24 protein-coding genes are annotated in these 26,052 nt (G+C 72.8%); 12 read left to right on the forward strand and 12 right to left on the reverse strand.

What is annotated here, in order from left to right; all coding sequences use genetic code 11:
- The first annotated feature begins 199 nt into the window (after positions 1-199).
- Positions 200-913: a TetR family transcriptional regulator gene (locus EES43_RS25975; protein WP_124272159.1), complete on the forward strand. Its 714-nt coding sequence runs from the start codon at positions 200-202 to the stop codon at positions 911-913.
- A gap of 189 nt (positions 914-1,102) precedes the next feature.
- Positions 1,103-1,474, forward strand: a complete 372-nt coding sequence (locus EES43_RS25980; RefSeq protein ID WP_124272160.1) for a Zn-ribbon domain-containing OB-fold protein — start codon at positions 1,103-1,105, stop codon at positions 1,472-1,474.
- A 100-nt stretch (positions 1,475-1,574) separates the two neighbouring features.
- On the opposite strand, the gene EES43_RS25985 is transcribed toward EES43_RS25980, so the two are convergent.
- Positions 1,575-2,270 (reverse strand): type 1 glutamine amidotransferase domain-containing protein, encoded by a 696-nt coding sequence (locus tag EES43_RS25985; protein ID WP_124270984.1) that lies wholly within the window; start codon positions 2,268-2,270, stop codon positions 1,575-1,577.
- A gap of 84 nt (positions 2,271-2,354) precedes the next feature.
- Here EES43_RS25985 and EES43_RS25990 point away from each other — a divergent pair, with 84 nt between their 5' ends.
- The 7 genes from EES43_RS25990 to EES43_RS26020 all read left to right on the forward strand — a co-directional run bounded on the left by EES43_RS25990 (position 2,355) and on the right by EES43_RS26020 (position 10,471).
- Complete coding sequence (locus tag EES43_RS25990) at positions 2,355-3,320, forward strand: LysR family transcriptional regulator (protein ID WP_124270985.1); 966 nt, start codon at positions 2,355-2,357, stop codon at positions 3,318-3,320.
- An 89-nt stretch (positions 3,321-3,409) separates the two neighbouring features.
- A complete protein-coding gene (locus tag EES43_RS25995) occupies positions 3,410-5,245 on the forward strand; it encodes a gamma-glutamyltransferase family protein (RefSeq protein WP_124270986.1) in 1,836 nt (611 codons plus the stop codon).
- 45 nt (positions 5,246-5,290) lie between these two features.
- The gene (locus EES43_RS26000; RefSeq protein ID WP_124270987.1) at positions 5,291-6,178 is read left to right on the forward strand and encodes an inositol monophosphatase family protein; all 888 of its coding nucleotides are present in this window, start codon (positions 5,291-5,293) and stop codon (positions 6,176-6,178) included.
- A gap of 62 nt (positions 6,179-6,240) precedes the next feature.
- A complete protein-coding gene (locus tag EES43_RS26005) occupies positions 6,241-7,656 on the forward strand; it encodes a phytoene desaturase family protein (protein WP_124270988.1) in 1,416 nt (471 codons plus the stop codon).
- A gap of 40 nt (positions 7,657-7,696) precedes the next feature.
- The gene (locus tag EES43_RS26010; RefSeq protein ID WP_124270989.1) at positions 7,697-8,239 is read left to right on the forward strand and encodes an O-acetyl-ADP-ribose deacetylase; all 543 of its coding nucleotides are present in this window, start codon (positions 7,697-7,699) and stop codon (positions 8,237-8,239) included.
- Positions 8,240-8,428: 189 nt separating this feature from the next.
- The gene (locus EES43_RS26015) at positions 8,429-9,925 is read left to right on the forward strand and encodes an AlkA N-terminal domain-containing protein (protein ID WP_124270990.1); all 1,497 of its coding nucleotides are present in this window, start codon (positions 8,429-8,431) and stop codon (positions 9,923-9,925) included.
- A 21-nt stretch (positions 9,926-9,946) separates the two neighbouring features.
- Positions 9,947-10,471 carry a methylated-DNA--[protein]-cysteine S-methyltransferase gene (locus EES43_RS26020; protein ID WP_124270991.1) on the forward strand — a complete coding sequence of 175 codons (525 nt, stop codon included), beginning with the start codon at positions 9,947-9,949 and terminating at the stop codon, positions 10,469-10,471.
- A gap of 80 nt (positions 10,472-10,551) precedes the next feature.
- On the opposite strand, the gene EES43_RS26025 is transcribed toward EES43_RS26020, so the two are convergent.
- On the reverse strand, positions 10,552-11,136 hold the full coding sequence (locus EES43_RS26025) for a TMEM165/GDT1 family protein (protein ID WP_124270992.1): 585 nt from the start codon (positions 11,134-11,136) through the stop codon (positions 10,552-10,554).
- 366 nt (positions 11,137-11,502) lie between these two features.
- On the opposite strand from EES43_RS26025, the gene EES43_RS26030 reads away from it, so the two are divergent.
- Positions 11,503-11,907, forward strand: coding sequence for a (2Fe-2S) ferredoxin domain-containing protein (locus EES43_RS26030; RefSeq protein WP_124270993.1), 405 nt, complete (start codon positions 11,503-11,505; stop codon positions 11,905-11,907).
- Positions 11,908-11,973: 66 nt separating this feature from the next.
- Here EES43_RS26030 and EES43_RS26035 read toward each other — a convergent pair whose 3' ends face one another.
- Positions 11,974-12,477, reverse strand: a complete 504-nt coding sequence (locus tag EES43_RS26035) for an NUDIX domain-containing protein (protein WP_124270994.1) — start codon at positions 12,475-12,477, stop codon at positions 11,974-11,976.
- Between the two features lie 116 nt (positions 12,478-12,593).
- Here EES43_RS26035 and EES43_RS26040 point away from each other — a divergent pair, with 116 nt between their 5' ends.
- Complete coding sequence (locus tag EES43_RS26040; RefSeq protein ID WP_124270995.1) at positions 12,594-13,727, forward strand: glycerate kinase; 1,134 nt, start codon at positions 12,594-12,596, stop codon at positions 13,725-13,727.
- A 195-nt stretch (positions 13,728-13,922) separates the two neighbouring features.
- Here EES43_RS26040 and pssA read toward each other — a convergent pair whose 3' ends face one another.
- The 7 genes from pssA to ccrA form a co-directional block, all read right to left on the reverse strand.
- The gene (pssA, locus tag EES43_RS26045) at positions 13,923-14,783 is read right to left on the reverse strand and encodes a CDP-diacylglycerol--serine O-phosphatidyltransferase (protein ID WP_124270996.1); all 861 of its coding nucleotides are present in this window, start codon (positions 14,781-14,783) and stop codon (positions 13,923-13,925) included.
- Positions 14,770-15,417 carry a phosphatidylserine decarboxylase gene (locus EES43_RS26050; protein WP_124270997.1) on the reverse strand — a complete coding sequence of 216 codons (648 nt, stop codon included), beginning with the start codon at positions 15,415-15,417 and terminating at the stop codon, positions 14,770-14,772. The genes pssA and EES43_RS26050 overlap by 14 nt, the downstream gene beginning before the upstream one ends.
- A 180-nt stretch (positions 15,418-15,597) precedes the next feature.
- Positions 15,598-16,803: an acyl-CoA dehydrogenase family protein gene (locus EES43_RS26055; RefSeq protein ID WP_124270998.1), complete on the reverse strand. Its 1,206-nt coding sequence runs from the start codon at positions 16,801-16,803 to the stop codon at positions 15,598-15,600.
- A 49-nt stretch (positions 16,804-16,852) separates the two neighbouring features.
- Positions 16,853-17,353 carry a MaoC family dehydratase gene (locus EES43_RS26060; protein ID WP_124270999.1) on the reverse strand — a complete coding sequence of 167 codons (501 nt, stop codon included), beginning with the start codon at positions 17,351-17,353 and terminating at the stop codon, positions 16,853-16,855.
- A gap of 2 nt (positions 17,354-17,355) precedes the next feature.
- Positions 17,356-18,330: an HpcH/HpaI aldolase/citrate lyase family protein gene (locus EES43_RS26065; RefSeq protein ID WP_124271000.1), complete on the reverse strand. Its 975-nt coding sequence runs from the start codon at positions 18,328-18,330 to the stop codon at positions 17,356-17,358.
- Positions 18,327-20,339 (reverse strand): protein meaA, encoded by a 2,013-nt coding sequence (locus EES43_RS26070; RefSeq protein WP_124271001.1) that lies wholly within the window; start codon positions 20,337-20,339, stop codon positions 18,327-18,329. The genes EES43_RS26065 and EES43_RS26070 overlap by 4 nt, the downstream gene beginning before the upstream one ends.
- 9 nt (positions 20,340-20,348) lie before the next feature.
- A complete protein-coding gene (gene ccrA / locus EES43_RS26075; protein WP_124271002.1) occupies positions 20,349-21,746 on the reverse strand; it encodes a crotonyl-CoA carboxylase/reductase in 1,398 nt (465 codons plus the stop codon).
- Positions 21,747-22,291: 545 nt separating this feature from the next.
- Here ccrA and EES43_RS26080 point away from each other — a divergent pair.
- On the forward strand, positions 22,292-23,056 hold the full coding sequence (locus tag EES43_RS26080; protein WP_124271003.1) for a restriction endonuclease: 765 nt from the start codon (positions 22,292-22,294) through the stop codon (positions 23,054-23,056).
- 6 nt (positions 23,057-23,062) lie between these two features.
- On the opposite strand, the gene EES43_RS26085 is transcribed toward EES43_RS26080, so the two are convergent.
- Both EES43_RS26085 and EES43_RS26090 read right to left on the reverse strand, forming a co-directional pair.
- Positions 23,063-23,878, reverse strand: coding sequence for a TetR family transcriptional regulator (locus EES43_RS26085; RefSeq protein ID WP_124271004.1), 816 nt, complete (start codon positions 23,876-23,878; stop codon positions 23,063-23,065).
- A gap of 91 nt (positions 23,879-23,969) precedes the next feature.
- Complete coding sequence (locus EES43_RS26090; RefSeq protein ID WP_124271005.1) at positions 23,970-25,754, reverse strand: 3-hydroxyacyl-CoA dehydrogenase family protein; 1,785 nt, start codon at positions 25,752-25,754, stop codon at positions 23,970-23,972.
- Between the last annotated feature and the right edge of the window lie 298 nt (positions 25,755-26,052).

Here is a 26,052-nt window from a genome sequence, read left to right on the forward strand (position 1 = left end):
ATACTTCACACAGACAACGATCCTCAAGCTCACGCCGGCTCTCCTGCCTACCTGGGTGTGGTCCCACCTGGGTGTGGTTCGTATGGACGACATTATGGTACTCAGTACCCTCTGTAAAGGTACGCGGTGTCATTCCGGGCCGTCCGGTGCTACGTTTCGCCGCATGAGCGAGGGACGTGGACCGGAGAAGAAGGCGCCCATGCGGGAGGTGCTCGCGCAGGCGGCCTTCCAGCTCTTCCTGGAGCGGGGCTTCGAGCGGACCACGGTGGACGACATCGTGGCCCGGGCCGGGGTGGGCCGGCGGTCCTTCTTCCGGTACTTCCCGTCCAAGGAGGACGCGGTCTTCCCGGACCACGAACGGTGCCTGGCGGAGATGACCGACTTCCTCACCGCCGCGGACGGCCGCGATCCGGTGGGCGCGGTGTGCGACGCCGCGCGCATCGTGCTGCGCATGTACGCGGCCGACCCCGAGTTCTCCGTGCAGCGTTACCGGCTCACCCGCGAGGTTCCGGGACTGCGTACGTACGAACTCTCCGTGGTGCGCCGGTACGAGCAGACGCTCGCCGGTCATCTGCGGGCCCGGTTCGCGGGGAGCGGCGACGGCGACGGGGAACTGCGGGCCGAGGTGATCGCCGCGTCCGTGGTCGCCGCGCACAACAACGGGCTCCGCGTATGGCTGCGTTCGGGCGGGGAGGGAGATCCCGAGGAGGCGGTCGACCACGCGCTCGCCCTGGTGCGGGAGGCGTGGGAGCGCCCCGGCGCGCCCGCAGGGCCCGCGGTGTCGGGGGCCCTTGCGCCCTCGGCCGGTTCCCGCGCTTCCGGGGACGGCGAGGTGATCGTGATGGTCGCGCCGAAGGGTACGCCGATGTGGCGCGTGGTTCAGCAGATCGAGGCGGCCGTCGGGGAGGGGTGAGGTACGGGAGTGGAGCGTGAGGGCGCGCGCGGAGGTGCAGGGGTGCGGAGAGGCGAAGGAAGGCCGCACTAATAGGCACTCAGTGCCTTTACTCTTCGGCACTCAGTGCCATAAGGTGCGGACGCGCCGTCAGCCAGGTGCGGCGTGTCCGAGACGAGCGCAGGGGGTCGAGCCGTGTCCCAGGCAGGGATGGTCACCGTCCAGAAGGCGCACGAGGAGTGCGGCCTCTCCTATCACCGCTGCCGCTGGTGCGGCACCGCCTCCTTCCGGCGGCTGCTCTGCCCGGTGTGCGCGTCGAGCGAACTGGAGCCGGAACGCACCACCGGCCACGGCGTGGTCGTACGCACCGCCGTCGTCCACCGGTACACAGAGGCGGCGCGCAACGAGTCCCTGGTGCGGTTTCCCGAAGGGTTCGTGTTCCGCTGCCGGATCGTCGGCGCGGCCCCGCACCTGGTGGCGGTCGGCGCGCGCGTGCGACCCGTCGCGGCCGAGGAGTCCGTGACCGGTGAGGTGGTCCTGGAACTCTGCGACCCTCCGGTGCCGCGCGGCGAGTGGATCTGAAGGCCGGGCCCGTACGCCGTCCGCACCGGACCGCGCCCCGTACGCACCGGACCGACCGCGCCCCGGCCGTCGAACAGCCGGGGCGCGGACGGGGATCGGCTCAGCCGAGCCGCTTGACCAGTTCGGCGGCCAGCGGCGCGGAGCTGGACGGGTTCTGACCGGTGACCAGGTTCCGGTCGGTGATCACGAACGGAGCCCACGGCTCGCCCTCCTGGAAGTCCGCGCCCAGCTCGACCAGCCGGTCCTGGAGCAGCCACTTCGCCTTGTCCGCGAAGCCCGCCTGCGTCTCCTCGGCGTTGGTGAACCCGGTCAGCCGGTAGCCGGCGAACGCGTTGCCGCCGTCGGGGCCGGTGGCGGCGAGGAGGGCCGCCGGGGCGTGGCAGACGATACCGAGCGGCTTGCCCGACGCCAGGGCCTCGGTCAGCAGCCGCCCGGAGACGGCGTTCACCGCGAGGTCCTCCATCGGGCCGTGGCCCCCGGGGTAGAAGACGGCGTCGTACGCGTCCAGGTCCACGTCCTCCAGCGCGACGGGCTTCCGCAGCCCGGCGAACGCCTCCAGGCCCGCGGCGATCCGGTCGGCGCCCTCCTGGCCGCCGTTGACCTCCGGCGCCAGGCTTCCGCGGTCGACCGTGGGCACGACGCCGCCCGGAGTGGCCACGACCACCTCGTGCCCCGCGGCCGTGAGCGTCTCGTAGGGCACCACGGCCTCCTCGGCCCAGAAACCCGTGGGGTGCGCGGTGCCGTCCGCCAGGGTCCAGTGGTCGGCGCCGGTCACCACGAAAAGGATCTTTGCCATGTCGTACATCTCCGAAGCTCGGGAAAGTCGCGAATACCCGACCGTAGGCCGGAACGCCCATCGGTTTCCAATAGGCTGGCGGGTATGAGGAATAAGAATTCCGATGGACGCGCGGAATCGGGCGGGCCGGCGCGGGCGGCGCTGCCCGCCTCGACCGACCTGAATCAGCTGCGGACCTTCCTCGCCGTGCACCGCTCGGGCTCCTTCACCGCCGCCGCGCGGCTCCTCGGCCTCTCCCAGCCCACGGTCACCGCGCAGATCCGCTCCCTGGAGCGCCAGATGGGCCGCGAGCTGTTCGAGCGGCTGCCGCGCGGTGTGGCCGCCTCGGAGTTCGCCGACGGCCTGGCGGCCCGGATCGTCGCCCCCCTGGACGCCCTCGCCGCCGTCACGGGCGGCGAGGGCGGCTCGGAGCGCCCGGCGGACCCCGTGCACCTGGCGGGTCCGGCCGAGGTGCTGTGCGTGCGTGCGCTGCCCGCGCTGGCCCCGCTGGTGGCCGGGGGCCTGGTGCTGCGCACCGCCACCGGGCTCACCGACCCGCTCCTGGACGAACTGCGCTCGGGCCGCCACGACCTGGTCATCGCCACCACCCGGCCGCGCGGCCGGACGCTCACGGCGGTCCCGCTGATGGACGAGGAGTTCGTCCTGACCGCCGCACCCGGCTGGGCGGCCCGTGCCGGAGGGCCGGAGCGGATCGCCGCCGAAGGGCCCGCCGCGCTCCACGGCCTGCCGCTCGTGACGTACGCCGAGGACCTGCCGATCGCCCGCCGCTACTGGCGCCACGTCTTCGGCCGCCGCCTGGAGCGCCGGGCCGCCCTCACCGTGCCCGACCTGCGCGGCGCGCTCGCCGCGGTCGTCGCCGGGGCGGGCTGCTCGGTGCTGCCCCGCTACCTCTGCCAGGACGAACTGACGGCGGGAGCCCTCGTCGAGCTGTACGCGCCCGAGGACCCGCCGATCAACACGGTCTACCTGGTGCAGCGCCCCGGTTCCGCCGCCGACCCGCAGGTGGCCCGGGTCCGCGACACGCTGCTGGAGGCCGCCCACGCCTGGTGAGGGACTTCGCAGCGGACGCCCGGAGCCGGGCCTCCGCGTGAGACGGTGGCGGCGGACCGCTCGACCCACGACCACCGCGAGGTGCGGCGATGTTCACCACCCGGCCGACCCTTCAAGGCACCTTCGGCATGGTGTCCTCCACCCACTGGCTGGCCTCGCAGTCCGCCATGGCCGTCCTGGAGGACGGCGGGAACGCGTTCGACGCGGCCGTCGCCGCCGGTTTCGTCCTGCACGTCGTCGAACCGCACCTCAACGGCCCGGCCGGCGAGGTCCCGATCATCCTGGCGACCGGGGACGGCGACGTGCGGGTGCTCTGCGGGCAGGGACCCGCCCCGGCCGCCGCCACCGTCGCCCACTACCGCTCACTCGGCCTGAGCCTGGTTCCCGGCACCGGACCGCTCGCCGCCGCCGTGCCCGGAGCCTTCGACGCCTGGATGGTGCTGCTGCGCGACCACGGCACCAAGGACCCGGCCGACGTCCTGCGGTACGCGATCGGATACGCCGAGCACGGCCACGCCCCGGTCGAGCGGGTCGGCGAGACCGTGGAGGCGGTCCGCGAACTCTTCGAGACCGAGTGGACGACCTCCGCCGACGTCTACCTGCCCGGCGGCCGGTCCCCGCGACCCGGCGAGCTCTTCCGCAACCCGGCCCTCGCCGCGACCTGGCGCCGGCTGATCGCCGAGGCCGAGCGGGCCGGGGGAGCGGACCGCGTCGCCCGGATCGAGGCCGCCCGCGCCGTCTGGCGCGAGGGTTTCGTCGCCGAGGCCCTGGTGCGCCGGGCGGGCGTGCCCACCCTGGACAGCAGCGGCCGGCGGCACCCCGCCACCCTCACCGCCGCCGACCTGGCCGGCTGGTCCGCCTCGTACGAGGCCCCCGCCACGTACGACTGGAACGGCTGGACGCTCGCCAAGGCGGGCGGCTGGAGCCAGGGCCCCGTCCTCCTCCAGCAGCTCGCCCTCCTCCCGCTCGACCTCCCGCCGCACGGCTCCGCCGACTACGCGCACCTGCTGATCGAGGGCTGCAAGCTCGCCATGGCCGACCGGGAAGCCTGGTACGGGGACGCCGCCGGCCCGGTTCCGCTCGACGCCCTGCTCTCCGAGCCGTACAACGCCAGCCGCCGGACGTCGATCACCGGCACGGCCTGTCCCGGGCTGCGCCCCGGCAGCCCCGGCGGGCGGACCCCGGTCCTCGCCGCGCACGTCCGCGAGGCCGCCGCCCGGCCGCCCGGTTCCGGTGAGCCGCACATTCCCGCGCCCGGCACGGGCGAGCCCACCACGGCCGCGCCGGCCGCCGAGCAGACCACCGCCCCCGACGGCGCGACCCGCGGCGACACCTGCCACGTGGACGTCGTCGACCGCTGGGGCAACATGGTCTCCGCCACCCCCAGCGGCGGCTGGCTCCAGTCCAACCCGGTTGTGCCCGAGCTGGGCTTCCCGCTGGGCACCCGGCTCCAGATGGCCTGGCTGGAGGAGGGCCTGCCGAACACGCTCACCCCGGGCCGCCGCCCCCGTACGACCCTCAGCCCGTCCCTCGCGCTGCGCGGCGGCGTGCCGGTGCTGGCGTTCGGCACGCCCGGCGGCGACCAGCAGGACCAGTGGCAGCTGCACTTCTTCCTCGCCGTCGCCCGGCGGCCCCCGGTACGCGGCGGCCTCGACCTCCAGGGCGCGATCGACGAACCGAACTGGCACAACGACTCGTTCCCCAGCTCCTTCCACCCGCGGGACATGCGGCCCGGCAGCGTCACCGTCGAGAGCCGCACGGACCCCGCCGTCGTCGCGGAACTCCGCCGCCGGGGCCACGACGTCACCGTGGGGGAGCCGTGGTCGGAGGGGCGGCTCTGCGCGGTGGCCCGCGACCCGCGCAGCGGAGTCCTGTCCGCCGCGGCCAACCCGCGCGGCATGCAGGGCTACGCCGTCGGCCGCTGACCGCCCGGACTCCGGGCCCGCCGCCGACCGTGCTTAGCTGGATACATGATCGATGACTTCCTGTACGGGACCGCCGGGGACACCGGGCCGCTGAGCGAGGTCGAGGCGGCCGTGCGCGCTGCCGCCGCCGCCGAGATCATGCCCCGGCACCGGCAGCTCGCCGCCCACGAGATCATCGAGAAGAGCGGCCCGCACGACCTCGTCACCACCGCCGACCGGCTGGCCGAGGAGCACCTCACCGCCGCCCTCACCAAGCTGCTGCCCGGCTCGGCCGTCGTCGGCGAGGAGGGCGTCCACGCCGACCCCTCCACCTACGGCGCCCTGAAGGGCGACGCACCCGTCTGGATCGTCGACCCGGTCGACGGCACCCGCCAGTTCGTCCGCGGCGAGGCCGGGTTCTGCACCCTGGTCGCCCTCGCCCACCACGGCGAGGTCCTCGCCTCCTGGACGTACGCGCCGGTACTCGGCGAGATGGCCGTCGCCGTCCGCGGCCGGGGAGCCACGCTGAACGGCACGCCGATACGTTCCGGCACGCCGGCCCCCGACGGCGTGCTCCGGGTGGCCATGTCCCACCCGGACTACACCACCGAGGCGCAGAAGCGGGCCCTGCTCGGCCTGCGCGCCGAAAGCGTCGAGGCCCGGCCCTGCGGCTCCGCCGGCCTCGAATACCTCGCCGTCGCCCGCGGCGACCTGGACGCGGTCGCCTTCAACTGGGAGTACGCCTGGGACCACGCGGCGGGCCTGCTCCTGGTCACCGAGGCGGGCGGTGCGCAGGCCACCCTGTCCGGCGGCCCCTTCCGGATCGCCGGCGGCAACGACCTGCCGTTCACCGCCGCCCGCGACGCGGCGACCGTCCGGCGCGTCCTGGCGGCTCTGCGGTCGGACGGCCGAGGAAGCGGACCGGCTTCCCCGGCGACCGGGGCACCCGCCTGACCGCAGCCCCTCCGCAGGAATATCCTGGCTGTTCGCCTGCCGGCCGACGAAGGAGTCCCAAGGTGCCGTCGATGCTCGATGCGGTCGTCGTGGGGGCGGGGCCCAACGGGCTGACCGCCGCAGCCGAACTGGCCCGCAGGGGCTTCGCCGTGGAGGTCCACGAGGCGGCGGAGACCGTAGGCGGTGGGGCCCGCACCGAGGAGCTGACCCTGCCGGGCTTCCGGCACGACCCCTGTTCCGCCGTGCACCCGCTCGGCGTCGGCTCGCCCGCGTTCCGGGACATGCCGCTGGCCCGGCACGGTCTGGAGTGGCTGCGCTCCGAGGTGGAGCTGGCCCACCCCTTCCCGGACGGCACGGCCGCCGTGCTCACCCGGTCGGTGGGGGAGAGCGCGATGTCGCTCGGCCCCCAGGACGCGGGCGCCTACCGCCGCCTCCTCGCCCCGTTCCTCGGCCACTGGGACACCCTGGCCGCCGACTTCCTGCGCACCCCCTGGGACGGACTGCCCCGCGATCCCTACCGGCTGGCCCGCTTCGGGGCGCTCGGCCTCCAGCCCGCCACCTGGCTCTCCCGGCGCTTCGGCGGCGAGCGGGCACGCGGTCTGATGGCCGGGCTCGCCGCCCACGCCATCGCTCCCACCAGCGGTTTCGCCACCGGAGCCATCGCGCTCGTCTTCGCGCTCGCCGCCCACGAGAACGGCTGGCCGGTGCCGCGCGGCGGCTCGCAGGCCATCTCCGACGCCCTCGCCGCCTACCTGCGCGAACAGGGAGGCGCCATCCGGACCGGCAGCGAGGTCAAGCGGCTGGACGAACTGCCGCCCGCCCGCGCCTACGTCTTCGACACCTCACCCACCGCGCTCGCCCGCATCGCGGGCCTCGGCAGCGCCTACCACGGCTACCGCTACGGCGCCTCGGCCTTCAAGATCGACTACGCGATGTCCGGCCCCGTCCCCTGGACCTCACCGGCCGCCCGCCGCGCCGGCACCGTCCACATCGGCCCCACGGCGGGCGAGATCGACAACGCGCTGCGAGCCGCGGTCGAGGGCCGCGACCCCGTCACGCCCTTCCTCATCACCGCCCAGCCGAGCCTCACCGACCCTTCCAGAGCACCCGAGGGCCGCCACGTCTTCTGGGCCTACGGGCACGTCCCGGCAGGCTGGGAGGGCGACGCCACGGACGCCGTCGAACGCCAACTGGAGCGCTTCGCCCCCGGGTTCCGCGACCTGGTCCTCGCCCGCGCCGTCGCCGGCCCGCCCCGGATCGCCGCGCGCAACGCCAACTACATCGGCGGCGACATCGCCTGCGGAGCCTTCTCCGGCCTCCAGACCCTCATCCGCCCCCGGCTCGCCCGCGTCCCGTACGCGACGGCCCACCCCGCCGTCTTCCTCTGCTCCTCCGCCACGCCGCCCGGACCGGGCGTGCACGGCATGTCGGGCCACCACGCAGCCAAGGCCGTATGGCGGTGGCTGCGGAGTTCCTGACCGGGCGGCGGCGACCGCCCGGTGGCGGCATGATGGGCGCATGAGCACCTCTGCCTCCGCCTCCGTCGCGGTCCGCCTCGTCCGCGGCGACATCACCGACCAGTCCGTCGACGTCATCGTCAACGCGGCGAACTCCTCCCTCCTCGGCGGCGGCGGAGTGGACGGCGCGATCCACCGGCGGGGCGGCCCCGACATCCTCGCCGCCTGCCGCGAACTGCGCGCCTCCCGCTACGGCAAGGGCCTGCCCACCGGCCGGGCGGTCGCCACCACGGCGGGCCGGCTCGACGCCCGCTGGGTCGTCCACACGGTCGGCCCGGTCTTCTCCGGAGCCCAGGACCGCTCCGCGCTGCTGGCCTCCTGCTACCGCGAAACCCTGCGCCTGGCCGCCGAGTTGGGGGCCCGCAGCATCGCCTTCCCGGCCATCTCCACCGGGATCTACGGCTGGCCGATGGACGACGGCGCCCGGATCGCGGTGCGCACGGTGCTGGCGGAGGCGGTCGAGCCGGTCGAGGAGGTGCGCTTCGTGCTCTTCGACGCGCACGCGTACGCGGAGTTCGAGGAAGTCCTCGCCCTGCGGAGCTGACGGACCGCGACGCACGGGAGCACGGCGCGGCGCACAGGGCTGCGGCGCACAGGAGTACGGCGCACAGCAGTCCGGCGTACAGGAGTGCGGCGAACACCCGGCGCACCGCCGTCCGGCGTCGGATTCCCGCGCGACCTCCATGTCGGATTTCCGCCAGACCCGCCGCCGGCGAGGAGCGATGCTTGAGGCATGCACACCGACACCGAGCGCTGCGTGCGGGCCGTCCAGTCCAAGGACGCCCGCTTCGACGGCTGGTTCTTCACCGCCGTCCTCACGACCGGGATCTACTGCCGGCCCAGCTGCCCCGTCGTGCCGCCCAAGGTCCGCAACATGACCTTCTACCCCAGCGCCGCAGCCTGCCAGCAGGCCGGATTCCGGGCCTGCAAGCGGTGCCGGCCCGACACCAGCCCCGGTTCTCCCGAGTGGAACGCCCGCGCCGACTCGGTGGCCCGCGCCATGCGCCTCATCCGCGACGGGGTCGTCGACCGCGAGGGCGTGCCCGGCCTCGCCTCCCGGCTCGGCTACTCCGCCCGGCAGATCGAGCGCCAGCTGCTCGCCGAGCTGGGCGCCGGACCGCTGGCCCTGGCCCGCGCCCAGCGGGCCCAGACCGCCCGCCTGCTCATCGAGACGACGGCGCTGCCCATGGCGCAGGTGGCGTTCGCCGCCGGATTCGCCTCCGTCCGCACCTTCAACGAGACCGTCCGCGAGGTCTTCGCACTGGCCCCCGGCGACCTGCGCACCCGCGCCGCCCGGGGCCCGCTGGCCCCCGCCGCCCCCGGCGTGATCGCGCTCCGCCTGCCGTACCGGGCGCCGCTCAACCCGAGCAACCTCTTCGGGCACCTCGCCGCGACCGCCGTCCCCGGCGTCGAGGAGTGGCGGGACGGCGCCTACCGCCGCACCCTCGCCCTCCCGTACGGGCACGGCGTCGTCGCCCTGACCCCGGGGCCCGGCCACATCGCCTGTCGGCTCTCCCTCACCGACCTCCGCGACCTCACCCTCGCCATCAGCCGCTGCCGGTGGCTGCTGGACCTGGACGCCGACCCGGTCGCCGTCGACGCGCACCTGCGCACCGACCCGCTGCTCGCCCCGCTGGTCGACGCCGGACCCGGCCGCCGGGTACCGCGCACGGTCGACGGAGCCGAGTTCGCCGTACGCGCCGTCCTCGGCCAGCAGATCTCCACCGCCGCCGCCCGCACCCACGCCGCCCGGCTGGTGACCGCCCACGGCACGCCGGTCGAGGACCCGGAGGGCGGGCTCACCCACCTCTTCCCCGGCCCCCGGGCCCTCGCGGAGCTGGACCCCGACGCGCCGGCCCTGCCGCGCACCCGCCGCACCACGCTCACCACCCTGATCGCCGCCCTCGCCGACGGCACGCTGAACCTGGGAACCGACACCGACTGGGAGCGCAGCCGCGCCGAACTGTCGGCCCTCCCCGGCTTCGGACCCTGGACGGTGGAGGCGATCGCCATGCGGGCGCTCGGCGACCCCGACGCCTTCCTCCCCACCGACCTAGGCGTCCGCCGGGCGGCCGAACGGCTCGGTCTGCCCGCCACCCCCGCCGCCCTCACCGCACGGTCCGCCGACTGGCGCCCGTGGCGCGCCTACGCCGTCCAGTACCTGTGGACCGTGGACGACCACCCCGTCAACCACCTGCCCGCTGACAGCATCAACCACCTGCCCGCCTGACAGCGAAAGGACCCTCCCGCCATGACCACCACCACCGCGTCCCCCGCGACCCGCCGCCACACGGTCGTCGACAGCCCCTACGGACCGCTGACGCTCGTCGCGACCGACGGCGTCCTGTCGGCCCTCTACATGGACGGACATCGCCACCGCCCGCCCGAGGAGACCTTCGGAGTGCCCGATCCGTCGCCCTTCGACGAGACGATCCGGCAGCTGGAAGGCTACTTCGCCGGTGAGCTGACCGCGTTCGACCTGCCGCTGCGACTGGAGGGCACCCCGTTCCAGCGCAGCGTCTGGGCGGAGCTGCTGGAGATCCCGTACGGCGAGACCCGCTCGTACGGAGAACTGGCCGCACGGCTCGGCAGGCCGGGAGCCTCCCGCGCCGTCGGCCTGGCCAACGGCCGCAACCCGGTCTCGATCATCGTGCCGTGCCACCGGGTCATCGGAGCCTCCGGCGGCCTCACCGGATACGGCGGCGGTCTGGAGCGCAAGCAGCGGCTGCTCGCCTTCGAGAACGGCACGCAGGAGTCCGTGCCGGCCCTGTTCTGAGCGGGCCGGGTTCTGAGCCGGCCCTGTTTCCGAGCGGGCCGGCGGGGCGCGTCCGGGCACCGGACGCGCCCCGTGCCGCCTCAGCCGGTGAAGATCTCCACGACCGACCAGATGGCCAGGGCCAGCATGCACAGACCGCCGATGCGCTGCACGGTCTTCAGCGGCACGCGCTTGGCGATGAACCGGCCCGCCAGCAGCGCGAGGGCCGAGACGGACATCAGGGCGACGGCCGCGCCGATCGCGGTGGACCAGGTGCCGTTGCTCGCGGCGAGGTTGGCCGTCGTGATCTGCGTCAGGTCGCCCCACTCGCTGATGAAGACCGCCATGAACGCGGTCGAGTAGACCGGCCAGAAGCCGGTCACCGTCTTGACCTCGGTCTCCTCCTCGTCATCACCCCCGCTGCCGCGGAGCAGCATGAACGCGCCGAACGCGAAGAGCACGGCGGAGACGAGCTTGACGATCCAGTCGGGCAGCAGCCCGATCAGGCTGCCCGCGCCTACGGCGATGGCGACGTGCACGATGAACGCGGACGACGTGCCGAACCAGACGTAGAGCGGACGCATCCGCGTCCCCATCGCCAGGGAGGCGAACATCGTCTTGTCGGGAAGCTCCGCGAGGAAGATCAGACCGAAGGCGGTGAGAATCGCCAGGAGGTCGAGGTTCATTCCGGGTGGCTTTCTGTACGAGCCGGGCCCCGGGCCTTTCGCGAAGAGCCCGCTCGGGCTGTTCGGAGGACCACTCGGCCCGGCATGACGGCAGCGCCCACAGGGCGCGGGCGTGTCATGACTGGACCGAAGGTCTCGCCCACCCGTGATGATCCACGAGCCCGGCCACCGGGAACCCGAGGGCTCCAGTATGTCGACGACCGGTTTGCGGGGCTACTCCCCTTCGCAGCCGTCCACGTTACCGCATCCGGCGGGGCACCTGCGCAGGTGTTCGAGGCCGGGGCGGATCGGTAGAGTCGCGGCGATCACCCGGACGCGTGGTGGTCTCCGCCCCCACCCGACTCCCACCCCGACGGGAAGTGCCGTATGAGCCGCCGCCCCCGCAAGGACGTGCCCGCCCGGGGAGACGCCCGGCCGACCGTCAGCGTCTGCCGGGGCTGCTGCTGCGGCACGGAGAAGATCCCGGGCGTGGACCACGCCGGACAGCTGGCCCGGCTGCGCTCCGGCCTGGCGGGAACAGCCGTGGTGAGGGCGGTGGAGTGCCTGGACGCCTGCGAGCAGGGCAACGTCGTCGTCGTGCAGCCGTCGGCGGAGGGCCGGCGGGCCGGAGGCCGCCCGGTCTGGCTCGGCCTGGTCAACGACGAGCACGCGGAGCGGGACATCGTGACCTGGGCGGCGGCCGGTGGCCCGGGGCTGGCGGATCCTCCGGACATCCTCGACCTGTACGTCTTCCAGCCCTCGCGCCGGGTCCGGTCGGGCCTGGAGGGCTGAGCGCCCCGTGGCTCAAGGGGCCGCCGGGTCCACGCGAAACCGCGGGGCCCGGAGGGGCCGGCCGCCTCAGGGGGCCGCCGGAGCGATGCCGTCCTCCAGCTCCGCCGGACCCGCGCCGGAGCCGAGCACGTCCAGGGCCGCGCGCACCCGCCGTTCCAGCAGGGCGGGCAGGTAACGGCCCAGGTCGGCGGGGTCGGCCAGTCTCCAGGAGAGCAGTTCCTCCTCCTGGAGCCGGATCGCCGCGAACTGCTCCGGGGCGAGCACCCCGCCGTCGTACAGGTAGGCGACGATCGGCGGCCTGTCGCGGCCCCGGGCCCAGTCCACCGCCAGCAGCCGGCCCGGCGCCAGATCGAGCCCGATCTCCTCCGCCGTCTCCCGCCGGGCCGCCTGCCGGGGCCCCTCGCCCGCGTCCGACTCGACCGTCCCGCCGGGCAGGGCCCAGCCCTCGCGGTAGTTCGGCTCGACGATGAGGATCCGGCCGTCCGCGTCGCGGAAGACCGAGGCGGCGGCGGCCAGGACCCGGGGCAGCGAGGCGATGTACGTGGCGTAGCCGGCGTCAGGAGTGGTCACGGTCCGAGGGTAGCGGGACGGGGGCCGCGGCCGGTCGCGGACGCCATGGGCAGATCAGGGCCGTGCGGATAGGGTCGGGGCGGCGCGACTGCCTGTTCGAGAGCAAGGGATGCAAGGTGGCGGACGGAGCAGATGCGGAGACCGCCCGCGTGCTCGTCGCGGCGGACAAGTTCAAGGGCTCGCTCACGGCTGTGCAGGTCGCGGAGCGGGTGACGGCCGGGCTGCGGCGCGCCGCTCCCGGTACGGCGGTGGAGGCGCTGCCGGTCGCGGACGGCGGCGACGGAACGGTCGCGGCGGCGGTGGCCGCCGGGTTCGAACGCCGGGAGGCGCGGGTGACCGGGCCGCTCGGAGACCGGGTGACGGCGGCGTACGCGCTGCGCCAGGGCACCGCGGTGGTGGAGATGGCCGAGGCCTCCGGCCTCCAGCGGCTGCCGGACGGGGTGTTCGCGCCGCTGACGGCCACCACCTACGGCTCCGGCGAACTGCTGCGGGCCGCCCTCGACGCGGGGGCCACGACGATCGTGTTCGGGGTGGGCGGCAGCGCCACCACCGACGGCGGTGCGGGCATGCTGGCCGCTCTCGGAGCCCGCTTCCTGGCCGCGGACGGCTCGCCCGTCGGGCCGGGCGGCGGAGCGCTCTCCCGGCTCGCCGAGGCCGACCTGTTCGGGCTCGACCCGCGCCTCGCGGGCGTCGATCTGATCCTGGCCGGTGACGTGGACAACCCGCTGACCGGACCCCAGGGCGCGCCCGAGGTGTACGGGCGTCAGAAGGGCGCGAGCGAGGAGGACATCGCGGTCCTCGACGCGGCCCTGACGCACTACGCCTCCGTCCTGGGACGGCGGGCGGCGGACCTTTCCGGCGCGGGCGCGGCCGGCGGCGTCGGCTACGGGGCGCTCGTCGCCCTCGGCGCCCGCTTCCGCCCGGGCATCGAGGTCATGCTCGACGTCCTCGGCTTCGCTCCCGCGCTCGCCCGCGCCACGCTGGTCGTCACCGGCGAGGGCTCGCTCGACGAGCAGACGCTGCGCGGGAAGGCCCCGGCCGGGGTGGCCGCGGCGGCGCGTGCGGCCGGAGTCGAGGTCGTCGCGGTCTGCGGACGGCTCACGCTGTCCCGGGAGGCGCTGGAGAGGGCGGGCATCCGCCGGGCCTACGCCCTGGCCGACCTGGAACCGGACCCGGCGCTCTCGATGGCCCGTGCCGGGCCGCTGCTGGAGCGGGCGGCCGAGTCGATCGCCCACGATTTCCTGCGCTGACGGAGCGCACGGGGCACGGGGTGGGCGAGGAGTGCGGCGAAGCCGGGGTCCGGTGCGAGGCTCACCGCTGTTTCGAGGCGTGACGCCTCCTCCCGGCCCGTACCCGCGCGAGCCGGTCCGTGCACGCGCGAGGGCCCGGATGCCGGGGAGCATCCGGGCCCTCGCCCTGTGTCGTGTACGGCTGCCGTCCGCGTGCTACGGCAGCTGCGCCGCCCGCGTCTCACGCCGGTTGTCACGGAACGTGTTCACCCGTCGCGCGGTGGCGAAGAGCGGGATCACCGCGCCGAGCACGACCTGGAGCGCGCAGCCGGCCTGGAGGAGCATCTGACCGCCGGGCGCGTCGAACGCCCAGGCGGCGAGGAGACCCATCGCGGCCACGATCCAGCTGAGCACCGCCACCGCGAGGACACCGCGGGGCTTGGGGTACTCGACCCGGCTCACCATCAGCCATGCCACACCGATGATCGCCAGGAGGGTCGGGACGAACGGGAGCTCCAGGAGGACGATCGAGACGACCGTCAGCGCTCCGAACGGGCTCGGCATGCCCTGGAACATGCCGTCCTTCAAGGTCACACAGGAGAATCTGGCCAGCCTCAGCACCACCGCCAGCAGCACCACGATCGCCGCCAGCGCCGAGACCCGCTGGTGGGCGTCGTCCGCGACCATGCCGTACACGAGCACGAAGTAGGCCGGGGCGAGCCCGAAGCTGATGAGGTCGGAGAGGTTGTCCAGCTCCGCGCCCATCGGCGAGGACCGCAGCTTGCGCGCCACGAGCCCGTCGAACAGGTCGAAGATCGCCGCCATCAGCATCAGGATCACCGCGGTGGCGGCCGAGTGGCGGGCCATGCCCGACTCGTCGCTGCCCGTGAGGTGCGGGATGAGGATGCCCGTGGTGGTGAAGTACACCGCCATGAAGCCGCAGGTGGCGTTGCCCAGCGTGAGGGTGTCCGCTATCGACAGCCTCATCGACAGCGGCATGTCCTCCGCGTCGGTGTCGCTCGCCTCGTCGGCCTCCGGAACCCAGTCGGCCTGGGTATCGGGATCAACTACGGTCAATTCGAGTCACCCCCGCGGTGGTGGTCTGGCCGACCTCGACCGCGACATCGATACCTTCCGGAAGGTAGATGTCCACGCGAGAGCCGAAGCGGATCAGGCCGATGCGCTCGCCCTGCTCCACCTTCGTGCCCTGCGGGACGTACGGCACGATCCGCCGGGCGACCGCTCCCGCGATCTGGACCATCTCGATGTCGCCGAGCTCGGTGTCGAAGTGCCAGACGACGCGCTCGTTGTTCTCGCTCTCCTTGTTGAACGCCGGAACGAACCCGCCGGGGACGTGCTCGACCGACGTCACGGTGCCGGCCAGCGGCGCACGGTTGACGTGGACGTTGAGCGGGCTCATGAAGATCGCGACGCGGGTGCGCCCGTCCTTCCACGGCATGATGCTCTGCACCACACCGTCGGCCGGGGAGATGACCCGGCCGTCAGCGATCTCGCGCTCGGGGTCACGGAAGAACCAGAGCATGCCCGCCGCGAGCGCGGTGGTGGGCACGGCCACGGCAGCCCAGCGTCCGGACCTGCGGGCCCGGGCGAGGCTGAGTGCTGCGGTGGCGACGGTGGGCAGGAGCCACGGCGATGCTCCGCGTGCGATGCGGACCCCGCCGCGGGGTGCGGAGGTAGGGCTGTCGGGCATGGATGACCTTCGTAGCGGATGATGCCGCGCTGGCAACGGGGGACGGCGGCTTTCCGGCGATGCTATCGGTTGCCGGGCGCAACTGGGCAAGCCAGCAGCCGAGTCGGACTGCTGAAAGGCACCCGCCGAGGATGACTCGGTGTGATGTTCTTCGCCACCAAAACACCTCGAAGGGGACATTCAGCCCTGGATGCGGTACTCCTCCAGAAGCCGTCGGCCAATGATCATTTTCTGGATCTCGGCGGTACCTTCACCGATCAGCAGCATCGGCGCCTCGCGGTACAGGCGCTCGATCTCGTACTCCTTGGAGAAGCCGTAGCCGCCGTGGATACGGAAGGCGTCCTCGACCACTTCCTTGCAGTACTCGGAGGCGAGGTACTTCGCCATCCCTGCCTCCAGGTCGTTCCGCTCCCCGGAGTCCTTTTTACGTGCCGCATTCACCATCATGGCATGGGCGGCCTCGACCTTGGTGGCCATTTCAGCCAATTTGAACTGGATCGCCTGGTGCTGCGCGATCGGCTTGCCGAAGGTGTGGCGCTGCTGGGCATACGAGACACCCAATTCGAATGCACGCTGGGCGACGCCACAGCCACGCGCAGCCACGTTCACCCGGCCGACCTCGACACCGTCCATCATTTGGTAAAACCCTCGGCCGGTGACGCCCCCCAGGACACGATTGGCCGGAATGCGCAGGTCGTCCATGATGAGCTCGGTCGTGTCGACGCCCTTGTAACCCATCTTGTCGATCTTTCCGGGGATGGTCAGGCCGGGCCGGACCTCCCCGAAGCCGGGCTCCTTCTCCACCAGGAAGGTCGTCATCGACCTGTGCGGGGCGGTGCCCTCGGGGTGGCCTTCGTCACTCCGGCACAGAACGGCCACCAGCGTGGACGTGCCGCCGTTCGTCAGCCACATCTTCTGCCCGTTGAGAACGTACTCGTCGCCCTCCCGCACGCCCTTCGACGTGATCGCGGAGACGTCCGAGCCGAGCGCCGGCTCGGACATCGAGAACGCGCCGCGCACCTCGCCGAGCGCCATCCGCGGCAGGAACGCGTCCCGCTGCTCCTGGGTGCCGTGCTGCTTGAGCATGTAGGCCACGATGAAATGCGTGTTGATGATGCCCGACACGCTCATCCAGCCGCGCGCGATTTCCTCCACGCACAGCGCGTAGGTGAGCAGCGACTCGCCCAGACCTCCGTACTCCTCGGGAATCATCAGCCCGAACAGGCCGAGTTCCTTGAGCCCCTCGACGATTTCCGTCGGGTACTCGTCGCGGTGCTCCAGCCCGGTCGCGACCGGAATGATCTCCTTGTCGACGAAATCCCGGACCGTGGAAAGGATTTCCCGCTGGACGTCGTTCAGACCGGCTGTCTGGGCGAGTCGCGTCATGGCTGCTTCTCCTGTGGCTTCACGCGGTGGGTGGTGGGGGCGGCTTCCCTCAGGCGGGCGTCGGGCGGCCGGGCTGCTCGCCGCCGCGCTCCTCGATGTACGTCTCGGTGGGCACCATCACCTTGCGGCGGAACACGCAGACCACGGTGCCGTCCTGCTTGTAGCCCCGGGTCTCCACGTGGACGATCCCGCGGTCGCTCTTCGACCGCGACGGCGTCTTGTCGAGCACGGTCGTCTCGCCGTAGATCGTGTCGCCGTGGAAGGTCGGCGCGATGTGCTTGAGCGACTCGACCTCCAGGTTGGCGATCGCCTTGCCGGAGACGTCCGGCACCGACATGCCGAGCAGCAGCGAGTAGACGTAGTTTCCGACGACCACGTTCCTGCCGAAGTCGGTCGTGCCCTGGGCGTAGTTGCTGTCCAGATGCAGCGGATGGTGGTTCATGGTCAGCAGGCAGAAGAGGTGGTCGTCGTACTCCGTGACCGTCTTCCCGGGCCAGTGCTTGTAGACGGCACCGACCTCGAACTCCTCATAGGTGCGCCCGAACTGCATGATCAGGCCTCCGGCGCTTCGAACGTGGAGGTGCGCCGCATTCCGGCGGCCCGGCCCTTGCCCGCGACGACCAGCGCCATCTTGCGGCTGGCCTCGTCGATCATCTCGTCGCCCAGCATCGCCGAACCCTTCTTGCCGCCCTCCTCGGAGGTGCACCAGTCGTAGGCGTCCAGGATCAGCTCGGCGTGGTCGTAGTCCTCCTGCGAGGGCGAGAACACCTCGTTCGCCGCGTCGACCTGCCCCGGGTGCAGCACCCACTTGCCGTCGAAGCCGAGCGCGGCGGCGCGCCCGGCCACCTCGCGGTAGGCGTCCACGTCGCGGATCTGGAGGAACGGGCCGTCGATCGCCTGGAGATCGTGGCTGCGGGCGGCCATCAGGATGCGCATCAGGATGTAGTGGTAGGCGTCCGCCGGGTAGCCGGGCGGCTGCCGGCCGACGACCAGCGTCTTCATGTTGATCGAGGCCATGAAGTCGGCCGGGCCGAAGATCAGCGTCTCCAGCCGGGGCGAGGCGGCGGCGATCTCGTCGATGTTCACCAGGCCCTTGGCGTTCTCGATCTGCGCCTCGATGCCGATCCTCCCGACCTCGAAGCCCATCGTCTTCTCGATCTGGGTCAGCAGCAGGTCCAGCGCCACCACCTGCTGGGCGTCCTGGACCTTCGGCAGCATGAGGCAGTCGAGGTTCGGACCCGCGCCCTCCACGACCGTGACGACGTCCCGGTACGTCCAGTGCGTCGTCCAGTCGTTGACCCGCACGACCCGGGTCTTGCCGCTCCAGTCGCCGTTGTTCAGCGCGTCCACGATGGTGTGGCGGGCGCCCTCCTTGGCGAGCGGCGCGCAGGCGTCCTCCAGGTCCAGGAAGACCTGGTCGGCCGGGAGCCCCTGGGCCTTCTCCAGGAAGCGCGGGTTCGAGCCCGGCACGGCCAGGCACGAGCGCCGCGGGCGCAGCCGGTTGACGGACGGGGTGGGCGTGGTCATGCGGGGACCTCCAGAGGGTCGAGCTGGTTCGCTTTCCGGATCTCGTCGACGATACGGCCGATGATCTCGGTGATGCCGAAGTCCTTCGGGGTGAAGACGGCGGCCACCCCGGCCCGGATGAGCGCGGCGGCGTCGGCCGGCGGGATGATGCCGCCCGCGATCACCGGGATGTCCGGCGCCCCCGCCTCGCGCAGCCGGTGGAGCACGTCCGGCACCAGCTCGGCGTGCGAGCCGGACAGGATGGACAGGCCCACGCAGTGCACGTCCTCGGCCAGCGCCGCGTCGGTGATCTGCTCGGGGGTGAGCCGGATGCCCTGGTAGACCACCTCGAACCCGGCGTCCCGGGCCCGTACGGCGATCTGCTCCGCGCCGTTGGAGTGCCCGTCCAGGCCGGGTTTGCCCACCAGCAGCCGCAGCCGGCCGACGCCGAGGTCGGCCGCCGTGCGCGTCACCTTCGCGCGGACCAGGGCGAGCGTGCTGCCCGGCTCCGCGGCGACCGCGACCGGGGCGGAGGAGACGCCGGTCGGCGCGCGGAACTCGCCGAAGACGTCCCGCAGCGCCCATGACCACTCGCCGGTGGTGACGCCCGCGCGGGCGCACTCGACGGTGGCCTCCATCATGTTCTCGGTGCCCGCCGCGGCCTTCTTCAGCGCCGCCAGCGCCTCGGAGGCGCGCGCCTCGTCGCGGTTGTCCCGCCACTCGTGCAGGGCGGCGACGACCCGCGCCTCGTTCTCCGGATCGACCGTCATGATCGCGCCGTCCAGGTCCGCGGTGAGCGGGTTGGGCTCGGTCGTCTCGTAGATGTTGACGCCGACGATCTTCTCCTCGCCGCCCTCGATCCGGGCCCGCCGCGACGCGTGCGAGGAGACCAGCTCCGACTTCAGGTAGCCGGACTCGACGGCCGCCATCGCGCCGCCCATCTGCTGGATCCGGTCGATCTCCGCCATCGACTCCTCGACCAGGGCGTCCACCTTGGCCTCGATGACGTGCGAGCCGGCGAAGATGTCCTCGTACTCCAGCAGATCGCTCTCGTGGGCCAGCACCTGCTGGATCCTGAGCGACCACTGCTGGTCCCAGGGGCGCGGAAGGCCCAGGGCCTCGTTCCAGGCGGGCAGTTGCACCGCGCGGGCGCGGGCGTCCTTGGAGAGGGTGACGGCCAGCATCTCCAGGACGATGCGCTGGACGTTGTTCTCCGGCTGGGCCTCGGTCAGGCCGAGGGAGTTGACCTGGACGCCGTAGCGGAACCGCCGCTGCTTGGCGTCGGCGATGCCGTACCGCTCGCGGGTGACGCGGTCCCAGATGCGGCCGAAGGCGCGCATCTTGCACATCTCCTCGATGAAGCGGACGCCCGCGTTCACGAAGAACGAGATCCGGGCGACCACGTCGCCGAACCTCTCCGCCGGCACCTGGCCCGAGTCGCGGACCGCGTCGAGCACCGCGATGGCGGTCGACATGGCGTACGCGATCTCCTGGACCGGGGTCGCCCCCGCCTCCTGGAGGTGGTAGCTGCAGATGTTGATCGGGTTCCACCTGGGGATGCGGTCGACCGTGTACGTGATCATGTCCGTGGTCAGCCGCAGCGAGGGCACCGGCGGGAAGACGTGCGTCCCGCGCGAGAGGTACTCCTTCACGATGTCGTTCTGCGTGGTCCCCTGGAGCTTGGCGGGGTCGGCCCCCTGCTCCTCCGCGACCACCTGGTAGAGCGCCAGCAGCCACATGGCGGTCGCGTTGATCGTCATCGAGGTGTTCATCTGCTCCAGCGGGATGTCCTGGAACAGCCGGCGCATGTCACCGAGGTGCGAGACGGGCACACCGACCCGGCCCACTTCGCCGCGGGCGAGGATGTGATCGGGGTCGTACCCGGTCTGCGTCGGCAGGTCGAAGGCGACCGAGAGACCCGTCTGGCCCTTGGCGAGGTTGCGGCGGTACAGCTCGTTGGACGCCTCGGCGGTCGAGTGGCCGGCGTACGTCCGCATGAGCCAGGGCCGGTCCTTCTGACGTTCGTTCATCGCGGAACCTCAGACGTTGCGACGGGAGGGGACGGTCCGCTCCGCTGACGTGTCACGGAACAGGTTGATGGCGTCGATGTGCTGCTCGCGGAGTTCCCGGTCGCGCACGCCCAGCCCCTCGCGGGGGGCCAGCGCGAGCACGCCGACCTTGCCCTGGTGCAGGTTGCGGTGGACGTCGTACGCGGCCTGGCCGGTCTCGTCGAGGGAGTAGACCTTGGAGAGGGTCGGGTGGATCCTGCCCTTCGCGATGAGCCGGTTGGCCTCCCACGCCTCACGGTAGTTGGCGAAGTGGGAGCCGATGATCCTCTTCAGGGACATCCACAGGTAGCGGTTGTCGTACTCGTGGTTGTAGCCGGAGGTGGAGGCGCAGGTGACGATGGTGCCGCCCTTGCGGGTCACGTAGACCGAGGCGCCGAAGGTCTCGCGGCCCGGGTGCTCGAAGACGATGTCCACGTCCTCGCCGCCGGTCAGCTCGCGGATGCGCTTGCCGAGCCGCTTCCACTCCTTGGGGTCCTGGGTGTGCTCGTCCTTCCAGAACCGGTAGCCCTCGGCGTTGCGGTCGATGACCGCGTCCGCGCCCATCCTCCGGCAGATCTCGGCCTTCTCCGGGCTGGAGACGACGCAGATCGGGTTGGCGCCGCCGGCCAGCGCGAACTGGGTGGCGTAGGAGCCGAGTCCGCCGCTGGCGCCCCAGATGAGCACGTTGTCGCCCTGCTTCATGCCCGCGCCGTTGCGCGAGACGAGCTGGCGGTACGCGGTGGAGTTGACGAGCCCGGGGGCGGCGGCCTCCTCCCAGCTGAGGTGGCGCGGCTTGGGCATCAGCTGGTTGGACTTGACGAGCGCGATCTCCGCGAGCCCGCCGAAGTTCGTCTCGAAGCCCCAGATGCGCTGCTCCGGGTCGAGCATCGTGTCGTTGTGGCCGTCGGAGGACTCCAACTCGACGGACAGGCAGTGCGCGACGACCTCGTCGCCCGGCCGCCAGGCGTTGACGCCGGGGCCGGTGCGCAGGACGACGCCCGCCAGGTCCGAGCCGATGACGTGGTACGGCAGGTCGTGTCGCCTGGTCAGCTCGCTGAGCTTTCCGTACCGCTCCAGGAAGCCGAAGGTCGACATCGGTTCGAAGATGGAGGTCCAGACGGAGTTGTAGTTGACCGAGCTGGCCATGACGGCGACGAGGGCCTCGCCGGGGCCGAGTTCGGGGACCGGGACCTCGTCGACGTGCAGTGACGTGCGGGGGTCCTTGTCGCGGGTGGCGAGCCCGGCGAACATCTCGGTCTCGTCCTTGTGCACGGTCACCGCGCGGTACGACTCGGGCAGCGGCAGGGCCGCGAAATCGGCGGCCGTGCCTGCGGCGGAGCCGCCCTTCGAGTCGGTCTGCGACTGGATCGCGTCCAGGATTTCCTTCACGGTGTTGCCTCCGGTGATGCGGCGTCGAGGGAACGCTCGGGGGCCCTGCTGGCAGGGAGCGGTGCGGTGTGGAGGTGTTGCCGTCGGTTCGGCTGGGTGGTGCTTCGGCGTGCTCGGTGGAGCGGAAGGGTGCCTGTGACGCAGGCGTCCGGGCGCGCAGCACGGTGGTTGCGGGGACAGCCGGCGTACGTGAGATGCCAGCACGCCGGCCGCCCGGACACCTTCAACGTATGGCACTCCGTGACAGCTGACAAGGCACCGAGTGCCAACAATTTCTCTCACTTGTCATCCCGTGGGCACGCATGAGCAACACGATGGGTGCTATGGGACCTTCTGTCCTGCCGGCGGGCGGTCGCGGGGTGCTTCGGTACACAGACGGCGTCGTCGGCGCGGTACGCCGCACCTCGGCCGCACCACGGGATTTCGGCCACCCGGCGCCCCGGCCGCCGCGGACCGTGCGTCGAAAGCGCGGCGCGGGGCAGATGCCGGAGACCGAGTGATCATGGACAGGCGGTCCGGACGGACGCGGCAGGGGTGGGAGAGAGATGACGGTACCGATCCGCGGAGACGGCTTCACCGGGCGGCGGCCCGCCTTCGACCTCAGGCGCACCACCTTCGGGTTCGTCCTGGCCGCCTTCGTGCTGGCGGGCGGCGGCCTCGGGCTCCGCGCCGCCTGGCACAGCGCCGGCGGCCATCCCGTCGCCGCCGCGGCCCTGGCCGTCGCACTCGCCGCCGGAGCCGCCGGCCTGGTGCGCCGCCGCCGACGGGCCCGCCGGATCGCCGAGACCGTCGCGGAGGCCGCGTACGGGCTGGTGGACGCGGGCCTGGCGGAACTGGACGCCGCTGCCGCCGCCCGCCCCGAGCCGCCGGCTCGGCACCCGGAGCCGGTCCGGGCCCCCGAGCCGGTCGACTACACGGCGATGGACCCGTACGCCTTCGAGGAGGCGGTCGCCGGTCTCTGCCGCCGCGACGGCTGCGCCGACGCCGATGTGGTGGGCGGGGCCGGAGACCTGGGGGCCGACGTGCTGGCCACCGCGCCCGACGGCCGCCGGATCGTGATCCAGTGCAAGCGGTACGGGCCGGACAACAAGGCCGGCTCCCAGGACCTCCAGCGGTTCGGCGGCACCTGCTACGCCGTGCACGAGGCGGACAGCGCGATCGTCGTGAGCACCGGAGGCTTCACCGAGCCCGCACTCGCCTACGCCGAGCAGTGCGGCATCCTGTGCGTCGGCCCCGCCGAACTGGCCGCCTGGAGCGATGGCGGCGCGCCGCCGCCCTGGCTGGCCGAGCCGCCCGCGGAGGTCGGCTGAGGTCCCTCAGCGCTCCTTCAGGGCCTGCTGGATCGTCCGCATGACCTCGTCCAGCGGGGCGTCCGTCCGGGCCACCGCCACCAGGACCTCGCCGTCGGCCGTGACGGTCGCGGCGGGCGTGCGGGCGGGCTCGGCCCCGGCGGTCCGCCCGGCCCCGATGCCCGTGCCGAAGGTGTCCCGCACGATCGCGAAGGCGTGGTCGAGCTGGGATTCCACGTCGCCCCGGCCGCCCGCGCGCAGCCAGCGGCGCAGCACGTGGTTGTGCGCGGTGACCACGGCGGACGCGGCCACCTCCGCCAGCAGCGGGTCGTCGTTGCCCACGTGGTGGTCGCGCTCGTCGAAGTGGCCCAGCAGATAGCGGGTGAACAGCCGCTCGTAGCGGGCCACCGAAGCGATCTCGGCCTCGCGGAGGGTGGGTACCTCGCGGGTCAGTTTGTAGCGGGCCACGGAGACGGCGGGCTTGGCCGCGTACATCTTCATGACTTCCTTGATGCCCCGGCAGACGGTGTCGAGCGGGTGCTCGTGCGCGGGAGCCGCGTTCAGGACGGCCTCGGCCCGCACCAGGGTGTCGTCGTGGTCCGGGAAGATGGCCTCTTCCTTGGAGCGGAAGTGCCGGAAGAAGGTCCGCCGCGCGACGCCCGCCGCGCCCGCGATCTCGTCGACCGTCGTCGCCTCGTACCCCTTCGTGGCGAAGAGCTCCATCGCGGCGGCGGCCAGTTCGCGGCGCATCTTGAGCCGTTGCGCGGCGGCGCGCGTTCCCGCCGCGGTCTCCGGGGCGTCGGACGCGGCGGTGGCACGGGGTGACCTGTCGGGCTGGGACATGGCATGAACGTAACGCATCGGTGCAGGAGAGCGCGCCTGCGGGGGCGGGCCGCCGGGAGGTCCCAGCAGCCCGCCCCACCCGGCTCCCGGGTCAGCGACGGGCATATTCGCGGAAGCCGCGTCCCGTCTTGCGGCCGAGGCACCCGGCGGCGACCAGATGCTCCAGCAGCGGCGCCGGGGCCAGCCCCGGATCGCGGAACTCGCGGTGCAGCACCTTCTCGATCGCCAGCGAGACGTCGAGGCCGACGACGTCCAGCAGTTCGAACGGGCCCATCGGGTAGCCGCCGCCCAGCTTCATCGCCGCGTCGATGTCGTCCAGCGAGGCGTAGTGCTCCTCGACCATCTTGACCGCGTTGTTGAGGTACGGGAACAGCAGCGCGTTCACGATGAACCCGGCCCGGTCCCCGCAGTCCACCGGATGCTTGCGCACGGCCGCGCACAGCGCGCGGACCGTGGCGTGAGCGTCGTCGGAGGTCAGGACGGTGCGCACCACCTCGACCAGCTTCATCGCGGGCGCCGGGTTGAAGAAGTGCATCCCGACGACGTCCTGGGGCCGCGAGGTGGCCCGGGCGACGGCGATCACCGGCAGCGAGGACGTGGTGGTGGCGAGCACCGCGCCCGGCCGGCACACCTTGTCCAGAGCGGCGAACAGCTGCCGCTTCACCTCCAGGTCCTCGGCGACCGCCTCGACGGCGAGGTCCACCTCCGCGAACGCGTCCAGCGAACCGGCCGGGGTGATCCGCGCCAGCGTCTCGTCCCGCGCCCCGGCGGTCAGCCGCCCCCTGGACACCGAGCGCTCCAGGGACTTCGCGATCCGGCCCTTCGCCAGGTCGGCCTTCTCCTGGCCGCGCGCGGCCAGCACCACGGCGAACCCGGCCTTGGCGAACACCTCGGCGATCCCGGACGCCATCGTCCCGGACCCGGCCACCCCGACGGAGGAGACCGGACGCCCCGTCCCGGCCGCCGCGACGCCCGCGACCGGGGTGAGCGCGTCGGGCACCACGTCCTGGCCGCCCGGCGCGGCGTAGGTGTAGAAGCCGCGCCCGGCCTTGCGGCCGGTCAGCCCCGCCTCGCTGAGCTGCCCGAGAATCGGGGCCGGGGCGTGCAGCCGGTCGTGCGAGGCGGTGTACATGGCCTCCAGGACGGTGCGGGCCGTGTCGATCCCGATCAGGTCCAGCAGGGCGAGCGGGCCCATCGGCAGCCCGCAGCCCAGCCTCATCGCCGCGTCGATGTCCTCGCGGGAGGCGTAGTGCGCCTCGTACATCGCGGCGGCCTGGTTGAGATAGCCGAAGAGCAGTCCGTCGGCGACGAACCCGGGACGGTCGCCGACCGCGACCGGCTCCTTGCCCAGCTCCCGGGCCAGCGCGGTGACGGCCTCGACGGCGAGCGGCGCGGTCAGCACCGACGACACCACCTCGACCAGCTTCATCGCGGGCGCCGGGTTGAAGAAGTGCAGGCCGAGCACGCGTTCGGGATGCCGCGACTCGGCCGCGAGCCGGGTGACCGACAGCGCGTTCGTGCCGGTGGCGAGGATGGCGGTGGGGGAGACGACGGCGTCGAGCTCGCGGAACACCTGCTGCTTGATCTCGTACGTCTCCGGCACCACCTCGATGACCAGCTCCGCCCCGGCGGCGGCCCCGAGGTCGTGGAAGGCGCGGAACCGGGCCAGGGCGTCGGCGCGCTCCCGCTCGGTGATCCGGCCGCGTGCGACGGCCCGGGCGGTGGACGCCGCGAGGGAGGCGGCGGCCTGGTGGCCCGCCGCCTCGCTGACGTCGATGCCGACGACCTCGCGGCCGGCGAGGACGAGGACCTCGGCGATGCCGGTGCCCATGGTGCCGAGACCGACGACGGCGATGGTGCTGAGGGGGATGTCCATCACGGGACTCCAGGGTGAGTGACGACTGGGGGAGCACGGCGCGCACGGCGAGGCGCGCGGCTCGTGCGGAGCTGCGTGTCGTGGAGCGCGGGGCCGGGGCGCTGCGAGCGCGCCCGGCCGTGAGGGCGACGGACTCTGTCCCGAAGTCGCGTCGTGGTGGAACGGCCGAACCGACAGGCGCTCCGGATGGCTGCGTCACCAGGCCACCGGAGCCGGCGGGGAGTGTGTCCCGCTCAGATGAGGTTAACCGGCGGGTAACGAGCGCGCCAGCCCTGAGGCTTTGTGCGCTGGACCACAC

Source organism: Streptomyces sp. ADI96-02, assembly GCF_003846185.1.
Lineage (GTDB): Bacteria > Actinomycetota > Actinomycetes > Streptomycetales > Streptomycetaceae > Streptomyces.

What these genes read in the sequence shown, in the direction of transcription:
- EES43_RS26065 (WP_124271000.1), bottom strand. Translation starts at nt 18,330, where the DNA reads ATGACCACGCCCACCCCGTCCGTCAACCGGCTGCGCCCGCGGCGCTCG.
- EES43_RS26010 (WP_124270989.1), top strand. Translation starts at nt 7,697, where the DNA reads ATGAGCACCTCTGCCTCCGCCTCCGTCGCGGTCCGCCTCGTCCGCGGC.
- EES43_RS26080 (WP_124271003.1), top strand. Translation starts at nt 22,292, where the DNA reads ATGACGGTACCGATCCGCGGAGACGGCTTCACCGGGCGGCGGCCCGCC.
- EES43_RS26070 (WP_124271001.1), bottom strand. Translation starts at nt 20,339, where the DNA reads ATGAACGAACGTCAGAAGGACCGGCCCTGGCTCATGCGGACGTACGCC.
- EES43_RS25990 (WP_124270985.1), top strand. Translation starts at nt 2,355, where the DNA reads ATGAGGAATAAGAATTCCGATGGACGCGCGGAATCGGGCGGGCCGGCG.
- EES43_RS26030 (WP_124270993.1), top strand. Translation starts at nt 11,503, where the DNA reads ATGAGCCGCCGCCCCCGCAAGGACGTGCCCGCCCGGGGAGACGCCCGG.
- EES43_RS26025 (WP_124270992.1), bottom strand. Translation starts at nt 11,136, where the DNA reads ATGAACCTCGACCTCCTGGCGATTCTCACCGCCTTCGGTCTGATCTTC.
- EES43_RS25995 (WP_124270986.1), top strand. Translation starts at nt 3,410, where the DNA reads ATGTTCACCACCCGGCCGACCCTTCAAGGCACCTTCGGCATGGTGTCC.
- EES43_RS26060 (WP_124270999.1), bottom strand. Translation starts at nt 17,353, where the DNA reads ATGCAGTTCGGGCGCACCTATGAGGAGTTCGAGGTCGGTGCCGTCTAC.
- EES43_RS26015 (WP_124270990.1), top strand. Translation starts at nt 8,429, where the DNA reads ATGCACACCGACACCGAGCGCTGCGTGCGGGCCGTCCAGTCCAAGGAC.
- EES43_RS26000 (WP_124270987.1), top strand. Translation starts at nt 5,291, where the DNA reads ATGATCGATGACTTCCTGTACGGGACCGCCGGGGACACCGGGCCGCTG.
- EES43_RS25985 (WP_124270984.1), bottom strand. Translation starts at nt 2,270, where the DNA reads ATGGCAAAGATCCTTTTCGTGGTGACCGGCGCCGACCACTGGACCCTG.
- EES43_RS26055 (WP_124270998.1), bottom strand. Translation starts at nt 16,803, where the DNA reads ATGACGCGACTCGCCCAGACAGCCGGTCTGAACGACGTCCAGCGGGAA.
- EES43_RS26050 (WP_124270997.1), bottom strand. Translation starts at nt 15,417, where the DNA reads ATGCCCGACAGCCCTACCTCCGCACCCCGCGGCGGGGTCCGCATCGCA.
- EES43_RS26090 (WP_124271005.1), bottom strand. Translation starts at nt 25,754, where the DNA reads ATGGACATCCCCCTCAGCACCATCGCCGTCGTCGGTCTCGGCACCATG.
- EES43_RS26085 (WP_124271004.1), bottom strand. Translation starts at nt 23,878, where the DNA reads ATGTCCCAGCCCGACAGGTCACCCCGTGCCACCGCCGCGTCCGACGCC.
- EES43_RS25980 (WP_124272160.1), top strand. Translation starts at nt 1,103, where the DNA reads ATGGTCACCGTCCAGAAGGCGCACGAGGAGTGCGGCCTCTCCTATCAC.
- EES43_RS25975 (WP_124272159.1), top strand. Translation starts at nt 200, where the DNA reads ATGCGGGAGGTGCTCGCGCAGGCGGCCTTCCAGCTCTTCCTGGAGCGG.
- EES43_RS26020 (WP_124270991.1), top strand. Translation starts at nt 9,947, where the DNA reads ATGACCACCACCACCGCGTCCCCCGCGACCCGCCGCCACACGGTCGTC.